Source organism: Salinicoccus roseus (assembly GCF_003814515.1).
Taxonomy (GTDB): domain Bacteria; phylum Bacillota; class Bacilli; order Staphylococcales; family Salinicoccaceae; genus Salinicoccus; species Salinicoccus roseus.
On record NZ_RKQJ01000003.1, the window covers coordinates 245,099 to 263,906 of the forward strand.

General features: G+C 46.7%; 21 protein-coding genes and 1 pseudogene. 10 read left to right on the forward strand and 12 right to left on the reverse strand.

Annotated features, from left to right (window positions below):
• Positions 1-17 precede the first annotated feature (17 nt).
• On the forward strand, positions 18-785 hold the full coding sequence (locus tag EDC33_RS10420; protein WP_124011127.1) for an SDR family oxidoreductase: 768 nt from the start codon (positions 18-20) through the stop codon (positions 783-785).
• 54 nt (positions 786-839) lie between these two features.
• Here the strand turns inward: EDC33_RS10420 and EDC33_RS10425 are convergent, their stop codons facing one another.
• Positions 840-1,085 (reverse strand): hypothetical protein, encoded by a 246-nt coding sequence (locus EDC33_RS10425; protein WP_124011128.1) that lies wholly within the window; start codon positions 1,083-1,085, stop codon positions 840-842.
• A gap of 145 nt (positions 1,086-1,230) precedes the next feature.
• On the opposite strand from EDC33_RS10425, the gene EDC33_RS10430 reads away from it, so the two are divergent.
• Positions 1,231-2,103 carry a patatin-like phospholipase family protein gene (locus tag EDC33_RS10430; protein ID WP_124011129.1) on the forward strand — a complete coding sequence of 291 codons (873 nt, stop codon included), beginning with the start codon at positions 1,231-1,233 and terminating at the stop codon, positions 2,101-2,103.
• A 43-nt stretch (positions 2,104-2,146) separates the two neighbouring features.
• On the opposite strand, the gene EDC33_RS10435 is transcribed toward EDC33_RS10430, so the two are convergent.
• The 3 genes from EDC33_RS10435 to EDC33_RS10445 form a co-directional block, all read right to left on the reverse strand.
• On the reverse strand, positions 2,147-3,496 hold the full coding sequence (locus EDC33_RS10435; RefSeq protein WP_124011130.1) for a M20/M25/M40 family metallo-hydrolase: 1,350 nt from the start codon (positions 3,494-3,496) through the stop codon (positions 2,147-2,149).
• Positions 3,497-3,621: 125 nt separating this feature from the next.
• The gene (locus EDC33_RS10440) at positions 3,622-3,804 is read right to left on the reverse strand and encodes a hypothetical protein (protein WP_124011131.1); all 183 of its coding nucleotides are present in this window, start codon (positions 3,802-3,804) and stop codon (positions 3,622-3,624) included.
• A gap of 162 nt (positions 3,805-3,966) precedes the next feature.
• The gene (locus EDC33_RS10445) at positions 3,967-4,701 is read right to left on the reverse strand and encodes a glucose 1-dehydrogenase (protein ID WP_124011132.1); all 735 of its coding nucleotides are present in this window, start codon (positions 4,699-4,701) and stop codon (positions 3,967-3,969) included.
• Positions 4,702-4,818: 117 nt separating this feature from the next.
• Here EDC33_RS10445 and EDC33_RS10450 point away from each other — a divergent pair, with 117 nt between their 5' ends.
• Positions 4,819-5,448, forward strand: a complete 630-nt coding sequence (locus tag EDC33_RS10450; RefSeq protein WP_170156404.1) for a TetR/AcrR family transcriptional regulator — start codon at positions 4,819-4,821, stop codon at positions 5,446-5,448.
• Between the two features lie 5 nt (positions 5,449-5,453).
• On the opposite strand, the gene arr is transcribed toward EDC33_RS10450, so the two are convergent.
• The 3 genes from arr to EDC33_RS10465 all read right to left on the reverse strand — a co-directional run bounded on the left by arr (position 5,454) and on the right by EDC33_RS10465 (position 6,992).
• Entirely contained in the window at positions 5,454-5,864 is a 411-nt protein-coding gene (gene arr, locus EDC33_RS10455; protein WP_124011134.1) for an NAD(+)--rifampin ADP-ribosyltransferase, read from the reverse strand.
• A 241-nt stretch (positions 5,865-6,105) separates the two neighbouring features.
• Complete coding sequence (locus EDC33_RS10460; protein ID WP_170156405.1) at positions 6,106-6,495, reverse strand: DUF3021 family protein; 390 nt, start codon at positions 6,493-6,495, stop codon at positions 6,106-6,108.
• Positions 6,496-6,506: 11 nt separating this feature from the next.
• Positions 6,507-6,992 carry a LytTR family DNA-binding domain-containing protein gene (locus EDC33_RS10465; protein ID WP_170156406.1) on the reverse strand — a complete coding sequence of 162 codons (486 nt, stop codon included), beginning with the start codon at positions 6,990-6,992 and terminating at the stop codon, positions 6,507-6,509.
• A 320-nt stretch (positions 6,993-7,312) separates the two neighbouring features.
• Between EDC33_RS10465 and EDC33_RS10470 the strand changes: the two genes are divergently transcribed.
• Positions 7,313-9,049: a DUF2207 domain-containing protein gene (locus tag EDC33_RS10470; RefSeq protein WP_170156407.1), complete on the forward strand. Its 1,737-nt coding sequence runs from the start codon at positions 7,313-7,315 to the stop codon at positions 9,047-9,049.
• Between the two features lie 117 nt (positions 9,050-9,166).
• Here the strand turns inward: EDC33_RS10470 and EDC33_RS10475 are convergent, their stop codons facing one another.
• The 5 genes from EDC33_RS10475 to EDC33_RS10495 form a co-directional block, all read right to left on the reverse strand.
• Complete coding sequence (locus EDC33_RS10475) at positions 9,167-9,442, reverse strand: hypothetical protein (protein WP_124011138.1); 276 nt, start codon at positions 9,440-9,442, stop codon at positions 9,167-9,169.
• Between the two features lie 459 nt (positions 9,443-9,901).
• Positions 9,902-10,801 carry a glycine betaine ABC transporter substrate-binding protein gene (locus EDC33_RS10480; RefSeq protein WP_229716728.1) on the reverse strand — a complete coding sequence of 300 codons (900 nt, stop codon included), beginning with the start codon at positions 10,799-10,801 and terminating at the stop codon, positions 9,902-9,904.
• A 46-nt stretch (positions 10,802-10,847) separates the two neighbouring features.
• The gene (locus EDC33_RS10485; RefSeq protein WP_040105906.1) at positions 10,848-11,684 is read right to left on the reverse strand and encodes an ABC transporter permease; all 837 of its coding nucleotides are present in this window, start codon (positions 11,682-11,684) and stop codon (positions 10,848-10,850) included.
• Positions 11,680-12,717: a quaternary amine ABC transporter ATP-binding protein gene (locus EDC33_RS10490; RefSeq protein ID WP_271400628.1), complete on the reverse strand. Its 1,038-nt coding sequence runs from the start codon at positions 12,715-12,717 to the stop codon at positions 11,680-11,682. The genes EDC33_RS10485 and EDC33_RS10490 overlap by 5 nt, the downstream gene beginning before the upstream one ends.
• A 247-nt stretch (positions 12,718-12,964) precedes the next feature.
• A complete protein-coding gene (locus tag EDC33_RS10495; protein WP_124011140.1) occupies positions 12,965-13,873 on the reverse strand; it encodes a glycine betaine ABC transporter substrate-binding protein in 909 nt (302 codons plus the stop codon).
• A gap of 219 nt (positions 13,874-14,092) precedes the next feature.
• Between EDC33_RS10495 and EDC33_RS10500 the strand changes: the two genes are divergently transcribed.
• The 6 genes and pseudogenes from EDC33_RS10500 (at position 14,093) to EDC33_RS10520 (ending at position 18,599) form a co-directional block, all read left to right on the forward strand.
• Positions 14,093-14,311 (forward strand): heavy-metal-associated domain-containing protein, encoded by a 219-nt coding sequence (locus EDC33_RS10500; RefSeq protein ID WP_188358200.1) that lies wholly within the window; start codon positions 14,093-14,095, stop codon positions 14,309-14,311.
• Between the two features lie 281 nt (positions 14,312-14,592).
• Positions 14,593-14,712 (forward strand): annotated as a pseudogene (locus EDC33_RS12935) (alcohol dehydrogenase catalytic domain-containing protein); the annotation flags it as partial.
• Positions 14,713-14,758: 46 nt separating this feature from the next.
• Positions 14,759-14,977: a hypothetical protein gene (locus EDC33_RS12835; protein WP_229716727.1), complete on the forward strand. Its 219-nt coding sequence runs from the start codon at positions 14,759-14,761 to the stop codon at positions 14,975-14,977.
• Between the two features lie 163 nt (positions 14,978-15,140).
• Entirely contained in the window at positions 15,141-15,563 is a 423-nt protein-coding gene (locus tag EDC33_RS10510) for a hypothetical protein (protein WP_124011141.1), read from the forward strand.
• 384 nt (positions 15,564-15,947) lie between these two features.
• Positions 15,948-16,829, forward strand: coding sequence for a helix-turn-helix domain-containing protein (locus EDC33_RS10515; protein ID WP_124011142.1), 882 nt, complete (start codon positions 15,948-15,950; stop codon positions 16,827-16,829).
• A gap of 555 nt (positions 16,830-17,384) precedes the next feature.
• A complete protein-coding gene (locus EDC33_RS10520; protein WP_124011143.1) occupies positions 17,385-18,599 on the forward strand; it encodes a coiled-coil domain-containing protein in 1,215 nt (404 codons plus the stop codon).
• The last annotated feature ends 209 nt before the right edge of the window (positions 18,600-18,808 follow it).

The window sequence follows — 18,808 nt, forward strand, 5'->3', positions numbered from 1 at the left end:
CGTAAGGAGAGATATGAATGGCAAAACTGGAAGGTAAAGTCGCGATTGTCACAGGTGCAGCCTCAGGAATGGGCAGATCGATTGCGAAGCTCTATGCAAAGGAAGGCGCAAAGGTGATCGTCGCCGACTTCAATATGGAGGGGGCTGAAGCGGTCACGGCCGAAATCATTGATGAAGGGGGTATTGCGAAAGCGGTCAGCGTCAATGTCTCGGACAAGGATCAGGTGGAGAAGATAGTCGATACGGCAATCAGTGAATATGGAGAACTGGACATCCTCGTCAACAATGCAGGCATCATGGACGGCTTCGAGCCGGTCGGTGAAATCACCGACGAGAAGTGGGACCAGATCTTCGATGTCAATACGAAGGGTGTCATGCGTGCAATGCGCAAGGCGGTGAACTACTGGATGGAGAACGAGAAGGAAGGCGTCATAGTCAACACCATCTCCACCGGCGGACTGAATGGTGCACATGCGGGCGTCGCCTATGGCGCATCCAAGCATGCCGTGGTGGCACTCACGAAGAACACAGGATTTATGTACGCGAAGAACGGCATCCGGGTCAACGGCATTGCACCGGGCGCAATCGAGACCAATATCGGTTCCAGCATGAAGGACGTCAGCGACTTCGGCATGCAGCGTGCCGGCATGACGCACGGCCTGTCACCGCGCACCGGTCAGCCTGAAGAGGTTGCTGAAGCAGCGCTTTTCCTGGGCTCAGAGGATTCAAGCTTCGTCAACGGCACAGTGCTCACAGTCGATGGCGGCTGGACAGCGGCATTCTAGAATTCCATGGTATGACAAACGCCGCATCTGAATCAGATGCGGCGTTCTTAATATTCATTCGTCTCTTCCCCGCTTAGCCTTCCGCTTCTTCCCCTTCTTGTAGTCCTTGTTGAAGAAGTCATATTTGAGTATATTCTCAAACAAAGCCTTGATCAGCATCGCAGGACCTATAATGATTATTGCGATGGTGACCACCGGCATCGTCTGGAGCCATTCCATGAGGAGAGTCCTCACAGCGATGAATGACAGGACCACCCATACCAGTCCGAGAAGCAAAGAAGTCTTATTCAATTCCGGCATGCTTTTCCCCTCCTAAAATCCCTTAGACAAATTCTAACATATGAAGGTTTTCCCACAGTCCGTCCGCCTTACACGTAGACCCGAATTCTGCTAGAATGGATTTATTATATGATATCTACATTTAAAAGGACTGAAGGTGTGAATTATGACAGACACAGGACTGGTGCTTGAAGGCGGCGGCATGCGGGGTCTATATACCGCTGGTGTGCTAGAATACTTCATGAGCCGGGAACTCTACTTTCCATATGTCATCGGTGTATCTGCAGGTGCCTGCATGGGTGCATCCTACCTGGCCAGGCAGCGTGGACGCAACAGACGCGTCAACTTGGACTATATCGATGACAAGCGCTACATCTCCCTCTCCAACTATCTCCGCAGACGCGAGCTCTTCGGCATGGATTTCATCTTCGATGAGATTCCGAACACCCTCGTTCCATTCGATACCGGGACGCTGCTCGGAAATCCAGAAGAGTTCGTCATCGTCACGACGGACTGTGAGACCGGTGAACCGGCCTACTATAGGAAGCAGGACTATGATGCAGAGTCGCTTCCGACACTGCTCAGGGCTTCAAGTTCGCTTCCATTCGTGGCTTCGAGTGTCCACTACCGTGGCCGGCAATTGCTCGATGGAGGCATCTCCGACCCGATTCCGATCAGGAAAGCGGAATCGGACGGCTTCCCGAAAAATGTCGTCATCCTCACAAAGCCCCGAGGCTACTTCAAGAAACCGAGCCGGATGACGAAGATCATCAAATACAGGGACCATCCCATCATCAACGAAAAGCTCGGCGTCCGATACAGACACTACAATGAAACCCTCTATGACGTCTCCAAACGTGAACGCGACGGCAATGCATTCGTCATCAGCCCGAGCAGGAGCCTCAAGGTCGGCCGGACCGAGCGCAGCAGGGAAAAGCTCGAAGCCCTATATGAACTCGGCTGGAATGACGCGAAGGCACAGTTCGAAGCGCTGCAGGCATTTCTCGAACAGCCGGCCGGGCAGCCGATGACAAATTGAATTTAATGAACAAAGGGTGTTGGAAATCTCCAGCGCACTTCACTTAAAGTTTGATGTGCTTCATTTCAGCAATCACCCGGCATGTCGTCTCAATCCCGCTGTAGAAATGCTCGACCACCAGATTCTCATTCGGTGAATGGTTCGCCTCGTCGACATTCGCATATGGGACGACGACCGACGGGGTTCCGAGCACCTTCGTCCATACGGCATCAGGCAGGCTGCCGCCCATGCTCGGCTGGATGAAGGCCTCCTTCCCGAATGACGCTTCGGCAGCCTTCCGTATCGGTTCGATGAATGGAAGGTCTACGGATGATCTGGAAGGTGACATCTGTCCAAGCTTCTTCACCGAGACATCCGGCGCATGCCGCGTGACATGGTCCCGGATCAGTTCGAAAATGACATCCGGATCCTGGTCCATGATGAGGCGCATATCAATCTTCACCTTGGCATCCTTAGGGATGATCGTCTTCGCCCCTTCCCCGCCATAGCCGCTGGTGAAGCCCGAGATGTTGAAGGTCGGCTCGAAGCACAGCTTCCTATAGTACTCCGCCTTCGTCATTTCGATGCCCGTGTGTCCAACGTTCCGCCGCACTTCTTCCAGGTCGAATGGGAGCTTTTCAATCAGTTCCATCTCGCGTTCAGTCGGTGCCTTCACGGTGTCGTGGAATCCTTCGATCAGCACCTGACCATCCGCATCACGCATCGTACGGAGGAGATCCATCAGTTTCCATGCAGGGTTCGGTACGATGTTCCCTTTATTCCCGGAATGGTTGTCGAAGTCCGCTTCACGCGCCTCAAGCTCTACATACAGCATCCCCCTCACGCCGAGGAGCACATAGGGATGGCCATTCGGCAGCATCGGGCCATCGGAAGTATAGACGAGATCCGCTTCAAGCTTCTCCCTATGCTGTGCCACGAATGAATCAAGGTTCACACTGCCGATCTCCTCCTCGCCTTCAATGAGGAACTTTACATTCACCGGCAGTTCGCCTTCCGCTTCAAGATAGGTCCGGATGGCCATGATCTGTGCCATGATCTGGCCCTTGTTGTCCCCGGCACCGCGTGCATATATCCTGCCGTCACGGATTGTCGGCTCAAAGGGCGGGCTTTCCCATTCTCCGATCGGGTCCGGCGGTTGGACGTCATAGTGCCCATAGATCAGTATCGTCGGTGCATCATCTGACACATGGTACTCCCCATAGACGACGGGGTGTATCTCCGTCTCCATCAGTTCCACATGTCCGATGCCGGAACTCTTCAGCTTCTCCATCATCAATTCAGCGCACTCTCTGATGCCATCGTTCTGTGCACTGATGCTCTTCTGATTCAGCACTTCGAAAAGTTCATCCATGTAGCTTTCCCTATTTGCTTCAATCACCCTTCTGAAATCCATTCATTCTCCCCCTCATCTGTAGTATGTATCCTTCATGACAACCTGTACCGGCAAAGTTAAAGGGAGCAGCCATTTCTCTCCGCATTTCAGAAATGCTTTCCAGGAAAATACGGCTCCCCTTTATTCTACATCGCCATGCCGAATATTGTAAGAATCAGGGCAATCCACAGCACCGCTGCCAGCACGAGGAAGAAGATGCTCCACTTCGATACCCTGCTCTGCTCTTTTGATTCCCTGCTCAGTTTCTTCATGAACAGAGCCGTGAACAGCAGCAGAACGATGGCACTGAATATCAGTCTAATGACCATGAAATGTGCGCCTCCTTTTATGTTTCTCCACTTACTACTGTACCCGTCCCATGGCCGGTTTATGCTTAAATAATTTAGGGTCGATGCCGATTCGATGTTGGCTTCAAATCCTCTCATACCAATAAAGAAGCATCTGTCCAGTTGAGGACAGATGCTTCTTTTCTACATTGCAGTTAGACCGCCATCGATGATGAACTCGGAACCGGTGGAATAGCTGGCCTCATCACTGGCGAGGAATGCCACCATATTCGTCACCTCTTCCGACTGCGCTGTACGCTTCATCGGAATCTGCTTGGCGAATTCCCGGATCTGTTCGACGGCATCGCCTTCTGACACCATCGGTGTTTCGATGACACCGGGATGGACGGAATTGACCCGGATGCCAAGTCCGCCGAGCTGGATGGCCGCAGCTTTCGTCAGCCCCCTGACTGCGAATTTGGAGTCGGTATAGCCCGGTGCACCTCCGACGATGCCATTCATGGACGAGATGTTCACGATGGATCCACCTTCCGCCTTCTGCATGGATGGCAGGACAGCCTTTATTCCAAGGAAGACGGAGACCTGATTGATGTCGATGATCTTCCTGTATTCCGCTTCGGTCATTTCAAAAATTGTTTTGCTCATGCTGATGCCTGCGTTGTTGACCAGCACATTGACCGGTCCGAAAGCAGACTCAGCCTGGTCGACGACCGTCTTCCAGCCGTCTGCATCCGTCACATCGTGCTCGACGAATACCGCATTTTCACCAAGCTCTTCAGCAAGTGCCTCCCCGGCTGAAGTATTGATGTCCGTAAACACCACTTTTGCACCCTCTTCAATAAATCTGCGGACGTGGGATTCCCCCATGCCCCGCGCACCACCTGTAATGATGGCGACTTTTTTTGATAATCCTCTCATGATAACCCTCCTCTAAAAAATGATAGTTAAACTATCATTTTTATTATACTACTTTATTCAGGGATGGGCTATCAATTGCACATGTATTATAATAGTCACATTACAGGAGGGAATGTCATGTCAAAACAGCAGAGCAACAGGGAGAAGCGGTATCAAACCATAATCGACTCGGCAGAACGGCTGTTCACAAAAAACAGTTGGGAGACTGTACAGATGCAGCACATTGCTGACGCGGCCGGTATTGGAGTCGCCACACTCTTCAGGTACTTTCCGAAGAAGGAACTTGTCATCATCGCAGTTGCAGAGCAACTCCTCTCACGCGAACTCGGATTCTTCCATGCTATACAGGAAAAGAAGCTGTCGGGCTTTGAAAAGATCGAGGCAATTTTTCATCAATACAACCGTCTGAAGACACCCGATGTCATAGATGAAGCAAAGTTCATCGACAGGTTCGACGCCAACATCGGTGACATCGAGGATTATGAGACTGCCGCCGCCAAATATTTTGAAATCCGTAAAGAGATCGCCCTCATCGTCAAAAATATCGTACAGGAGGGCCAGGCAGACGGTTCACTGCCACAAGGGGCATCGATGATGGATGAAATCATGACCATGATCAACAATTTCGGCCTGTTTGCAAGAAAGCTTGCATTGATGAACGATATCCTCGAACTCGAGGCCACCCCCGATGCCAAGCAGCAGCTGTCGATCATCCATGACATGTACATGGTACGTCTCAGGAGCTGATGCCATCAGTCTTCAATGATATCCTTTCCCGCTTCGCGGAGTTTTGAAAGCCCTTCGTGCATCCTGTCGATCTCCGCTTCACTGTGCCGTTCCCAACGGCCCAGCTCCGCCACAACCTTAAGCGGCGACTTCGAGCGGTAGGACCGGGTGGGATTCCCGGGGAAACGCTTATCCGTAAGGTTCGGGTCATTCTCATATGGGCCGGTCGGTTCGACGATATATATCCTTTCCGCACCCTCGCCCTGTGCAAGCTCTGCACCCCACTTGGCGGCATCCAGCGTGGCAGTGAAATAGATATGGTTCAGTCCCCTGCTCCTGAAGTTCGATCCAAAGCCCGGACTCAGCATGTCCCCGAGGGCCAGCTCACCTTTTGTACCATGGAAGAACGGTCCCTTATCTTGCATTTTCTCCGTCATCTTCAACACTCCCAACAATAGTATTTTAAATCTGAGAATAATATACACCGATTTCCATTGCAGGTGCAGTCTGTAATTTACTTTTTACATGGTGTATAATAAAGTTGGAAGGACAGATAATAAAATCAAAACACATGTCCACTCGAATAAAAATATTTATATGCCACATATAAAGCGCATCCGGTCAAAACCGGGTGCGCTTTACACTTAAATCATGAATGTCCAAAATGCCAACTCTGAATCACTCGCTCCGGTCCAGCCTCTCATTGATCTTCTTCGAATCAAGGATTGCAAAGATATATTGAACCCCGATGATGATCATCATCAGAACAAATGTCACCAAAGCAAATCCGATCATTTCACCCGTCGACATTCCGATCCATCCATTGAAGACCGCCGCTGCTGTAAATCCGATCAGCCCGACTGCCACCTGTGCCGATACGCAAATCATTTCAGGAACATTCAATGTGTAGAGCACTGAGACTGCGCCGATCGCAGCTGAAGCGATCCACACGCTGATTACTTCTGTACTACCTTGTGATGCGTGACCGAAAGCAATATTGACGCTGTAGATGAAGCTTCCGATCATGAGCGCCCGCATGATAAATCTCATGAGATTTAAAATTGTCATCATTTCCCCTCCTATATTCCAAGCATGCTTTTCAACTGGGGTACGTATCTCCTTGAGATGCTCACCTTCATACCATTCGCCATCCTTGCAACCAGGTTCCCGGAAAAAGAAGGCTCGACCCGCTGGATCATCTCCATGTTCAACACCGAGGATTTGGATACTTGCACGAACTTTTCTTTCGATAGTTCCCCCATCAGTGAAGAGAGGGTTTTCGAGGTTTTCAGTGCTTCCTCCTGCGTGTACAATGTCAGCTCTTTCCCATACACTTCAGCAAATATGATCTCCGATTTTTGTACCATCACATACTCCTCCGCCTGTTTCACCACTAATCTCCTCCTGTCACTGGCCAAACTGTTCAGGTGCGACAATATCCTTGCCCCGAGCGTTTGAGACCGGCATTGAATGACGATGTGATTCTCATCCAGTTCTTCATCCAACGTCAACTCGACCCTGTAGTCCTCACTCATTCCCATCTCTCCTTCTTGGTGAATGCTCATAGACCTTTTCATCCTCCACTGCTGCTTCATGTCTTAAGTATAAAAGGAAATGACGTTCCCATGTGGATTTTTTCCATGACCGGTATCATATACTTCCCAACCGGATATTTCCGTTCTACCCCCGATTCCATAATCACCCCGCATTACACCTTTCAATTAAAACTTTTCAAAGGGTCTGGTTGATTAACTATAAATAAATGAGACGGAACAGGATCTGTAACCCCGTAAACTCCATGTGATAGTATTTCATTTTTTTAGCATAAAGTGGAATAATGGAAAGAAGGACATTTAATATCGGTCTAATGAAAGAGGGTTGGAATATGAAATACATTCTGGGAATTTGGGTTACTTTCGCAGCCGTCCTGATGCTCAGTATGGACGCTGAGGCGAACGAAATCACCAATATGCATATGGAAGTGGAGATCAATCCGGACGGTTCGGTGACAGTGACGGAGACGCGGGAGGCCGATATGACGGAGGGCACGGAAAATTATATGGTGTTCGATGATGATGATATGAACGGCGTCGAAGTCACCGATTTCTCCGTCGAAGGCTTTACGGAAGAAGAGGACTGGGATATGGATGCAGGCCTCGAAGAGAAGGCGGGCCGGTACGGTATGATCGATACCGATGACGGGACAGAGCTCGTCTGGGGGATCGGCGACTACGGTGAACAGACGTATGTCGTGAACTACACCCTGGAGAATGCGGTGCGCAATCTGGAGGACGGCCAGTCACTCTACTGGAACTTCGATACATTCACCGAGCTGCCGACGGATAATTTCATAATGGATGTGACATCGGATGTCCCGCTCAATGATGAAGACATCCGTTATTGGGGTTTCGGCTTTGAAGGGGACATCGTTGCGGTCGAGGACGGCATCCGCTGGACTGCCGGAGAGACATTGACGAGCGGCAATGATGTCGTGCTGCTGATGCATTTTCCTGAAGGAACGTTCAATACGGACGCAACGGATGACGGGACACTCGAAGAGGAGGCGGCAGCGGCCATGGACGGCTCAATCTACGATGACGGCAGCCTCAGCGGCGGGACCATCGCCGCAATCACCGGTGCGTTCGGTGCTGCAATCGCAGCCATCATCACCTTCTTCACAAAGTACTCCAGACGACAGACGAAGGGCGGACATGTGGATTCAGCCCACCACATCAAGCGGAGGAATAAAGGGCATGAGACAAAAAGACCCCCTGAAATCGATGATTACGCAGCCCTCTCCTATATATTCAACCATCTGCATATGAGCTACTTTGAAGATATATTCCAGGCATACTTGATGAAATGGATGGATGAAGGCAGAATCACGATTGAAATCGATCGGAAGGACGGCCAGAAGCTTGATGAAGGGAGGCCGCAAATCATCATACATGACTATCAGAAACTGATAAAAGGGTACTCCTACTCCTTCAAGGAAGTGAGTGAACAACTGGAGGAGAATGATCTCGAAGGCAGCTATGAACCGCTGTTATGGAGGATGATGCTCGATACTGCGGATGAAGGTGTCATCGGGGAAAAGGCATTGAGGAAATGGTCGAAGCAGCATGCGAAGGAAGTCGGCACGGTCGCCGATGAAATCGTGGAGTATTCAAAGCGCTGGCTCGAGGCGCATGGCTATTTCAAGTTTGAAAAAGATAAAGTGTGGGGGATTACGGTACCGATAGAGGCGCCGACTGAAAAAGGGAATCAGCTGCTTGATCAGCTCTCCCAATATAAAAATTATCTGAAGGAGGATTACCGCCGGATTTATGAAGATGATGACACCTACAGGACCCATATCATCTGGAGCCTGCTTGTCGGCGAAGGCGATGACGTCAGGAAGCACCTCTCCAAACTGACGCCGGATGAAGGGAATCAGACAGCATATCCAGTGATGATCCATTACTACTTCGGTTCGCATCTGACAGCGCAAAGCTGGTCGAAAGGCCTTGGTCAGGGCGGATTCAGTTCCGTCAACTCTTCCGCCGCGTCAGGCAGCGGAGGATCGACCGGGATGGGCGGCGGCGCTGGTGCCGGCGGCGGTGGCGGCGGTGGTGCCCGCTAGAAATGAAGAAATAGAAAATGGCCCAGCTTGCTTCGCAAGCTGGGCCTGATTTTTAGGGGGCTCTACTCAGAGTGATTTCTATGAGAATGAGGTCCTATATCACGCAGCCTGGACGAATCAGCTTTTCAGCCTGTCGACATACTGCTTGCCTTCAATGAGTGAGAGGCCGAGGGCTTCTCTGGCCCGCTTGACTGCCTGAATTTCCTTGCCGTCATTAATGAGACGACGCAGTTCATCATTGACTGGATTTTCAGGCATGTCATACTGCGCTGCAATCTGCTCCAGAATCTGCTGTGTATTCTTCAGACGGCCTTCCAGCCTGTCTATTTTACTCATCAGTATAAACACCGTGAACAATAGAATGGCCACTACGCTCAAAATCATGGTTTGCATGTCCTTCCCTCCATTTTCCTGCTCTTTCTTAAAAGAAAAATTGTTGTAACTATTCCCGACTCCAGTCTATCATTTAATGTCCTTCATCTCGAAGCAGTTTTCTCTTTTCTTCCAGAAGGCGCCTGAATTCCATATCCAGTTCTTCCACGGAAACCTCGCCATATAACTTAAGGATTGTGAGGCCTTATCATATTACCATGTTATTCCAATGCACACTTTGAACCATTGGGACATCAATAACTATCCTTTGATTATATTAAATAGTTCTAGAAAGTATTAGGCAAAGAAAAATTGCAAAGTGACATGATGAGCCACAAAAATGGAGGGAATACTTGATCACTTGAGTGAAATGGAAGATTGCCATATTGGTTAAAGATGCCTGTCCCCGATAACCAGATTTATTTCCATATGATTAAGGGACCCTGGTCTTATCGACCAGGGTCCCTTAATACTTCTTACTTATTCACTTGCCTGCAGCCACTCATCGATTGTGTCCTGATTCTCATCAATCCAATTTTGAGCAGCTTCTGATGGATCAGCACCATCTTCGATTTCCAGCATTACTTCTTCCATATCTCCAGTTTCCCAATAGAAATTATCCAAAATTTCATAGGCGCGTGGTGCATCTTCTTCCAATCCTTCACGTGCCAAGGTGTTGATTGTTTCAGCTTCGCCGAATACACCTTCCGGGTCTTCGAGGTATTTGAGGTCATATGTCTGGAACTTCCAGTGTGGCGTCCATCCAGTCACGATGATTTCTTCACCATTGTCAATTGCTTGACCCAGTTCAGTTGCCATCGCTCCTGAAGAGGAAGTCTGGACTTCCCATCCTTCAAGGTTATCGTATGTTTCGACTGCGTCTTCTGCTGCCTGTACGACACCGGCTCCCGGTTCGATGCCAGTGACCTGCTGACCAGCTTCATCGGACAGGTCTGCGATGGAATCTACAGGGAAATCTTCAGGGACGACAAGGCCAATTTTTGCACCTTCAAGGTTTGGACCCAGATCGTCCAGGCTTGACTCATGCTCATCGTACAAATCTCCGTGAGTCAGTGGCACCCAAGCTGAAACCATTGCATCAGTGTCTCCTGATGCGACGGACTGCCACATTACTGCGTTATCCAGCGGAGTGATCTCCACGTCGTACCCTTCAGTTTCAAGAACCTTTTGGATCACGTGCGTAGATGCGATTTCGGAATCCCACTCAACATAAGGGATTTCGATGGTTTCCTGTCCGAGTTCAGAGCCGCCTTCACCGTTGCCGGCTTCTTCGGTCTGCTCTTCTTCGCCGCCTCCGCCACATGCAGCAAGTACAATTGCCGTCATTGAAGCGAGGAGCAACAAATAGATTTTCTTCATGAACCATACCTCCATATAAATTTATTTTTAAAAATTGTTACTGAAGTCATTTGGCACTTCGTGCCTGGGTGAAACGGTCAATGATGATGGCCAGGATGACGATGCTGAGTCCGGCAACGAATCCGGTACCGACGTCTGCACGCTGTAGTGCACTCAATACATCCCTTCCAAGTCCTGGAGCCCCGATCATGGAGGCGATGACCACCATGGATAGTGCAAGCATGATCGTCTGGTTTATCCCCTGCATTATAGTAGGCTGGGCGAGCGGCATTTGAACCTTCAACAGCTTCTGCATCGCTGTCGTTCCGAATGCATCACTTGCTTCAGTCAATTCAGGGTCGATCTGCCGGATGCCCAAGTTCGTCAATCTGATTGTCGGCGGTGCAGAGAAGATGAATGAAGCGAACACGCCCGGCACCATGCCGATACCGAAGAATGCAACTGCAGGTATCAGGTATACGAATGCAGGCATTGTCTGCATAAAGTCCAGAATAGGCTTCATGACCGCTTCAAAACGATCGTTCCGGGACATCAATATCCCAAGCGGAACCCCGAGTACTACTGAAATCAGCGCACTGATCAGAACCAGTGTCAATGTGCTCAGCATGTTGGCCCAGAGTTCCTGGTCATATATGAACAGAAGACCGAGAGCGACAAGTATGGGTGCAGTAATCGTCCGCTTCATGAAGAAGAAGGTAAGCACCATTACAGCGAGTATGAATATGACTGGAGGAATCGCCGTCAGTATGTCGATGATGAAATTCATCACGGAACTGAGTCCAACCTCGATCGGATCGAATATGAACTGGAATGTATCCGTCAGCCAGGAAACGAAATCCGAAACCCAATCATCCACCGGGAAATTAGGCATCAAGTTCTCAATCATCAGCTCCCACCCCACTTCCTTCAGCCAATACTTTGTAGACGGCACGGGAACTTAAAGTGCCGACGACCTTATCATCCTCTTTAACTGCAATGACTTCTGCACCCTCTTTGAAGTAATTGAAGGATTCAGTAAGCAGTTCGTGGGATTCTATCGCATCTTCAGGGCTGTATGCAGCAGCATCGCCCGTCGTATCCATCAGATGCTTGATCCGCAATACTTTCGCATGATTTATGTCCTTGACGAAGGACCTGACGTAATCATCCGCCGGCGATGTGATGATATCCACCGGTGTACCGATCTGGGCGATTTCCCCATCCTTCATCAGAGCGATCTTGTCCCCGATGTTGAGTGCTTCGTCCAGGTCGTGGGTGATGAAGATGATCGTCTTCTTCATATCCTTCTGTATATGTACGAGCTCCTGCTGCATTTCTTTTCTGATCAGGGGATCCAATGCTGAAAAGGCTTCATCCATCAAGAGGATGTCCGTGTCATTCGCAAGCGCACGGGCAAGACCGACACGCTGCTGCATCCCCCCTGATAATTGTGAAGGATATTGATGCTCGTATCCGTCGAGGCCGACCAGTGAAAGTGCCGACTGTGCTTTTTCAAGACGCTCCGATTTCGGAACATCCTTGACTTCCAGCCCGAATGCCGCATTTTCCAGTACAGTCTTGAAGGGAAAGAGTGCGAAATTCTGGAAGACCATGCTGAAATTCTTTCTCCTGAATTCCCTCAATTCCTCTTTGCCCATTTCCGATACATTCTGACCATGTATGGTGATGGTTCCTGTGGAGGGCTCTATCAAACGGTTGATCAATCTGATGAGCGTGGATTTCCCACTTCCGGAGAGTCCCATGACGACGAAGACTTCCCCTTCATCGATCGAGAAATCCACTGATTTTACAGCCACCGTCGAGCCTGTTTCTGACAGTATCTCTGTCTTGGACTTTCCTTCCTCAAGCAGGTTCTTTACTTTGTCATCATATTGTCCAAACACTTTGGTCATATTTGATACTTCAATTACACTCAAAAGTCATCCCTGCTTTCTCTTTATTAATCTGTTTCCTGAAGTTATGTATTCCATAAATGAATAACTATGGTTCGAAGTTACTTCAACCATATAAGCGTACCATTTATTTCATAAAAATGTCAAAGCTGCTTCCAATATGAAAGTTACAAACTTATTGTAATCATATACTTTTTGGACTCTTCCCCCCTCAAATGATTCCAGCGGAAAAGATAAATCTCCATCACTATTGATGGAGATTGCTTCATCCCTATTCCTTCGGTTCCAGATCTTCAATGGAATCGATATCCATGTATTCAGGCACTACGAACCCGTTCTGGGCACCGACCAAGTTTTCACCCAGGTCGACAAATTCACCTTCGTAGTCTTCATAAAGGTGGCCTTGAGTTGAAGGCAGCCATGGTGAAATCGTGGCGTCTGCGCTGCCGCTCGCGATGCTTTCAAACAGTATCGCAGGGTCGACTTCCGTTACTGCTATATCATATCCCAGGTCGATGAATACCTGTTCGATGACTGCTGCTGCAGCTTTTTCTGATTCCCAAGGCATTGAAGCAAGTTCGATTTCCTTGCCATCGACTTCCTCGACACCTTCAGTCCACTCATCTACCTTATCCTGATTATCCTCCAGCCATGAAGCCGCTGCAGTTTCAAAGTCGGATTCCTCTGCATCAAACATGACCTGTTCCAAGTCTTCAATTTCCCAGTTGAAGTTATCAAGCAGCTGATATGCATTCGGCATATCCTCCTCAAGGCCGAGGCGTGTGAGCGTATGTACTGATTCCACTTCCCCCATTTCAGCCTTCGGATCATCGAGCATCTTCAGATCGTATTGGATGAATTTATGGTGCGGCGTCCATCCCGTAACGACAATCGGATCCTCGTTTTCGATGGCATCCTGAAGCTCGGCCATCATGCCGGCGGTCGAGCTTTCCTGAAGTTCCCATCCCTCAAGGTTATCGTATGCCTCGAGTGTGTTATGGGCCGATTCAGTTATCCCTGCACCCGGTTCAATGCCAGTAATGGTATACTCCATTTCTTCACTGTAATTTCCACTTTCCCCATTCCCTGCCGACTCATCCTCAGCTCCATCATTGCCGCATGCAGCAAGGAAAATAATCGATGAAATGCCGACCGTCATAAGGCTCTTAAATGATTTCATACATTACAACACCTTTCCTGAAATAATGGAATTTTTTAAATTTGACATTAATAAAGGTTAACATAGATGGGAGATATTTCAATGCGGCCTGGAAAGCCCATATTATTAAGTCTTCCATATATCTTCGCCATAATTGACGTGCGTCAATTTTTATTTTCCTCTTCTGTCCCATAATAGTAAGTGAGATAGGAAGACACTACTAAGGAGAGGAAGAACATTATGAAGACGAATCTGAAGACGGAAACATTCACCTGCCCGAGCTGCATCAAGAAGATTGAAGGCACATTGAATAGGAGTGATGGTGTGGACACGGCGAAGGTGCTGTTCAACTCCAGCAAAGTCAAAGTGGAACACGACGAGAACAAGATCAGCCCTGATGAAATCAGGGGACTCATCGAAAAACTCGGCTACGAAGTCGAAAGCGTCAAATCGAGCTAATAATCCATGTCAACCAAGTAAAAGGGAGTGTAGAAACTCCCTTTTACTTTTTGGTTCGATGCGCATTCTGGTTTATGAAGAAGAAGTTTGAGAAGATTACAGTGAGTAAAGTCCTTCACCAGGACAGATCATTAAAATGAAGTGTTCAAATGAAAGGTTGGCAATTCACTAAAACGCATGAACCGTTGAAATTGGTCGAAAAGGAAAATCCGAAAGCTGAGAAAGACCATGTAGTCATCAAAACAGGGACTGTAGGCCTCTGCCACTCTGATGTGGGCACGATGGAAGATGAAGGTTGGATGTCTCTAATGAATGCTCCAGTCATCATGGCGCACGAGAACGCCGGAATCATCATCGAAGTCGGTGAAGGTGTCACGGATTTCAAGGAAGGAGACCGTGTAGCCATTTGCCCGACCGGCCCATCAGGCTTGGCACACGGTTACGCATATGACGGCGGCTTCGGCCACAGATGCCGGCATGACTTCCTACCATGCACTCTTCAACAGAGACAAGGCGGAAAAGGGCATGAAAATTGCACTGATCGGCATTGGCGGGCTCTCCCTTAAACTCCCTGATATCACCTTCGATGAAATTCCTGAAGGAATCAATAGACTCCACCGCGGTGAAGTCCAAGGACGCCTGGTCGCCGTATACGATGAATCTTAATCACATGCTTGAAACCGGACAGGTCGTCCGGTTTCTTTTTTATATACTTCATTTGATTGAAGTCTCCTAAAAACAGCAAAAAATGCGCTTTCTCGATTCTTCCACTGTTAATTTAAAGCTTAATCCATGTGTGATAGCCTAGATGGAAAGGAGTGGTTATCTTATGGAGATTACCGTAAAAAGATGTACAGGATTACTTGGTGCCCTCACGCCCATCCCTCTAGAGTTTAATGGGGATATGATGACCTCGCTTTCTGGTTTTCAGGAGAAAGTCGTATCAATTCCGGAGTCAGAGGGAACTTTGAAATATGTGGAGTCGCTGAATCGAAGTGACCAGGTTCATGTGAGACAAGGGGATGTCATTACGATAAGAAGAACCGCTTTGAGCAAGGTGACACATTTACTTTTTGTCATCACACTCCTTTATTTCCTTTCAGCCAATATTTATATCCTCGTCACTGGTGCGCCTTATGACCATGAATGGGCAAGGCTACTGGGGTTGTTGCTGGCCATTGCCTTCATTGTTGTTGGCATCACTTCCCTCTTCTTCAATACGTATAGGCTGGTTGTCGAGAAAAGATCATAGACGGTAAATGCATAGAAAAGTAATGTCTCATCAGTAAGGCGAGTAAATCATGAATAAGAACCTATACTATTTCTTATTAATCATTTTAAGCCTCAGTATCTTGAGTTAGGGAGCGTACTCTATAGAAAATGACCCCAACTTCCATTCTTCAATATGGTTCAGTGCAGATCGGATTTCACTGTCTACAATGCTTTTTATGAGTTCAAAATCTCAATAGTAAGGAATTTACAGATAAGAGTCTTTCATGAAAACTTGAAAAGCTTATACCCATCGAAACTGTTTTACCTAATTTTCGCAAATAATTAATTTATGATATAAACAGCAAGATTTATCAAAAAATACACTTCTCAACTTGTTATGATTAATACATAGAGGAGTGACATGATGGTAAACAATCTACTCATACAAGAATTAATAAAGTTTATCGAAGATAATCTTGATATGGAGCTCTCACAATCCGTTCTGGAAGAAAAATCAGGGTACTCCAAATATCATCTGCACAGGATTTTTAAATCTGAAGTAGGGATGTCACCATCGGAATACATCAGAAACAGGAGAATGGCTACCTCATCTGTGCTATTACTTTATACAGAAGTTGATATTCTTGATATTGCTTTGGGCTTTCAGTTTAATTCACAGGAAGCATTTAGTCGTGCGTTTAAAAACGTATACAGTCTATCACCTGGAAAGTACAGGAAACTAATGTCCAAAATGATTATTAAAAAAGGAGCGTCAGAGATGGAAAAAGAAAGTAATATAAAGGGATGGATGCTAAGTGGGACGCATCCACATAATTACGAAATGGGTATCGATAAGAAAGTATTCCACCAAGGTCAATCAGCTGGCTATTTACAATCCAAAACTGCTGCAAATGAAAATGAATTCGCAACGATGATGCAAATGTTTAAAGCTGACCAGTTTAAAGGAAAAAGACTGAAACTATCAAGCTTCATCAAAGCCGAAAACGTAGAAAACTACTGTGGAATGTGGATGCGTGTTGATGATTCTTTAGGAGATGTACTTCAATTCGATAATATGAGCGACAGACCCATTACTTCTACAACTGATTGGAACTACTATTCGATAGTACTGGATGTTCCTGAAAGCAGTGGCTCCGTTTCTTTTGGAATTTTACTAGCGGGAAAAGGAAAAGTCTGGGCAGATGAGTTTCAATTTTCCATCGTTGATGTCTCTACCCCAACTACGAATATGGATTTAAGTCATACAATATTAGAAGCACCGACTAATTTATCTTTTGAAGATTAGGAGGCAAAAAGTTGTTAAAAAAATTTATGGTATTAACTCTATCCATCATGAACACACTTACGATCTTATTAGGGTTAGGCCCTGTGTTTGGAGAAGATGAAAACAAATAGCTTGGATTATTGTAGAACTATGTGAATTTAACAAATCAATTCTGTTAAGAAAATTGAAATCGAAAAACTCGGCTACGAAGTTGAAAGCGTCAAATTAAGCTAGAAACTCACGTCAGAGACCGGACAGGATGTCCGGTTTTTTGTTTACCACTAACTTAAGACCAATTTTGATTCACATAAATAAGAGAGACTCTATCACAAATATATACATTAAATAGCCCTAGACATTTGTTATGCATAATTCATAGACTTTCATAGTATAATTTCTGTTTAACTTCGGTCTAGGGGCTCTGCAGTTGAGAAGACCAAGGAAAGTATCAATTACTTCTAAATTAACCCATATAATTATTTTAAAATTAATCCCAATATTTTCTAAAATTAGAGTATACTATATGTAACTATACACACAATATGAAAGTAGGTTATGTTATTGAAGAGACTTTTGATGCTAGTGATGATCTCCCTGTTCCTCGTTGCGTGTGGAAATGAAGAAGTAACCACGGAAGATGTGGGCGATGCTAATGCCAGTGAAACTTCTGAAGAAACAGCAAAACTTAAAGAAGAAAACGAAGAGCTAAAACGTAAAAAATTAGAAAAGGAAAATGAAGAGTTACGTAAAGAACTTGAAGAACAGAAAGAATCGGAGGATGAAGAAAACGATAAGGAAGATAGATCAAACTCCTCCAAAGATGCACAAGAATCTGAAACCGCTTCAAAAGATTCAGATGACAATCCTTCGTTAAGTGAAAATAGAGCAGCCCTTGATTTCGATATCAACTCCTCCGAGGTGAAATCCCAGCTAATCGGAACCACTACTGGTAATGCGGATGGGACGTTTGCACAAGATGCAATTATCCCAGGAATGTCACAAACAGAAGTGGAAGAAAAATATGGCCCTTACGATTTTACACTCTATACTAGCGGGGCTTCTCCTGCATTCTATGGAAACTTGGCAGTAGTATATGAACACCTTGTTCCATTCGGGCCAGGTAATGATGGGTCAGATAATACGATTGATCCAGACTATAATTATGTAGATTCTGTTTACTATTATGCAGGCATCCCAGAAGAGGACCTGTATAAAGCATTAGGGGAACCAGAAGGTTACGATGATGGGTCTAAGACACATAATGGGCTTCCGTACTACAATTATGAAGGAGAGGGCGAGGATGGCCGATATTATATTACAGGAGCTACTACTATTGGTACGCCCAACGGTAAAGTAATCGGTACAGTTAAACGCAGTCTATTTGATGAAAATCCTCATGCTGAAGATGAGGAATCTGAAGAAATTAGTGCTGATGACTTTATAACATATGAAACCCTCATCAATGAGTATCTATATCGACTGGCCGCCTACTACAATTACACTTTAAATGATGAGGAAGATGATATTTTCTATTACCTTAGAGAAGGAACCCCGGCTTATGATAAAATCACCTCAAATAAATCAAGTGGAGATTATAAAGACCATACGACCTATGAGGTAACTTTAAATGATGTCAATGATCTGGGAGATGGCACAGTAGAATTAGACGTATCTAGAGTTTACTCACATGCCAATTCAAACGGCAAAAGAATTTCAAATGTCAATTACATTATGAATAAGGAAACCTTTGCAATCATTGACTACGCACAAATAAGTGATGCCAGCTATTAAGTGCATATACAGGAGCAAGACCAGCCCTGTTGAAATCAGTGGATTCATCGAAAAACTCGGCTACGAAGTCGAAAGCATCAAATCAAGCTAGGAATGAATACTAGAAACTGGACCTGCCGTCCGGTTTCTTTTTATTCCACCAACTTATCCTTTTCAACTATAAAACGCAGGAGAACACTGCCCCGGAATTCTGGGACAGTGCTCTTAAT

Excerpts from the sequence above, each read along its gene's own strand:
- EDC33_RS10420 (WP_124011127.1), top strand. The coding sequence starts at position 18 with ATGGCAAAACTGGAAGGTAAAGTCGCGATTGTCACAGGTGCAGCCTCA.
- EDC33_RS10425 (WP_124011128.1), bottom strand. The coding sequence starts at position 1,085 with ATGCCGGAATTGAATAAGACTTCTTTGCTTCTCGGACTGGTATGGGTG.
- EDC33_RS10430 (WP_124011129.1), top strand. The coding sequence starts at position 1,231 with ATGACAGACACAGGACTGGTGCTTGAAGGCGGCGGCATGCGGGGTCTA.
- EDC33_RS10435 (WP_124011130.1), bottom strand. The coding sequence starts at position 3,496 with ATGGATTTCAGAAGGGTGATTGAAGCAAATAGGGAAAGCTACATGGAT.
- EDC33_RS10440 (WP_124011131.1), bottom strand. The coding sequence starts at position 3,804 with ATGGTCATTAGACTGATATTCAGTGCCATCGTTCTGCTGCTGTTCACG.
- EDC33_RS10445 (WP_124011132.1), bottom strand. The coding sequence starts at position 4,701 with ATGAGAGGATTATCAAAAAAAGTCGCCATCATTACAGGTGGTGCGCGG.
- EDC33_RS10450 (WP_170156404.1), top strand. The coding sequence starts at position 4,819 with ATGTCAAAACAGCAGAGCAACAGGGAGAAGCGGTATCAAACCATAATC.
- arr (WP_124011134.1), bottom strand. The coding sequence starts at position 5,864 with ATGACGGAGAAAATGCAAGATAAGGGACCGTTCTTCCATGGTACAAAA.
- EDC33_RS10460 (WP_170156405.1), bottom strand. The coding sequence starts at position 6,495 with ATGACAATTTTAAATCTCATGAGATTTATCATGCGGGCGCTCATGATC.
- EDC33_RS10465 (WP_170156406.1), bottom strand. The coding sequence starts at position 6,992 with ATGAGCATTCACCAAGAAGGAGAGATGGGAATGAGTGAGGACTACAGG.
- EDC33_RS10470 (WP_170156407.1), top strand. The coding sequence starts at position 7,313 with ATGAAATACATTCTGGGAATTTGGGTTACTTTCGCAGCCGTCCTGATG.
- EDC33_RS10475 (WP_124011138.1), bottom strand. The coding sequence starts at position 9,442 with ATGCAAACCATGATTTTGAGCGTAGTGGCCATTCTATTGTTCACGGTG.
- EDC33_RS10480 (WP_229716728.1), bottom strand. The coding sequence starts at position 10,801 with ATGAAGAAAATCTATTTGTTGCTCCTCGCTTCAATGACGGCAATTGTA.
- EDC33_RS10495 (WP_124011140.1), bottom strand. The coding sequence starts at position 13,873 with ATGAAATCATTTAAGAGCCTTATGACGGTCGGCATTTCATCGATTATT.
- EDC33_RS10500 (WP_188358200.1), top strand. The coding sequence starts at position 14,093 with ATGAAGACGAATCTGAAGACGGAAACATTCACCTGCCCGAGCTGCATC.
- EDC33_RS12835 (WP_229716727.1), top strand. The coding sequence starts at position 14,759 with ATGACGGCGGCTTCGGCCACAGATGCCGGCATGACTTCCTACCATGCA.
- EDC33_RS10510 (WP_124011141.1), top strand. The coding sequence starts at position 15,141 with ATGGAGATTACCGTAAAAAGATGTACAGGATTACTTGGTGCCCTCACG.
- EDC33_RS10515 (WP_124011142.1), top strand. The coding sequence starts at position 15,948 with ATGGTAAACAATCTACTCATACAAGAATTAATAAAGTTTATCGAAGAT.
- EDC33_RS10520 (WP_124011143.1), top strand. The coding sequence starts at position 17,385 with ATGCTAGTGATGATCTCCCTGTTCCTCGTTGCGTGTGGAAATGAAGAA.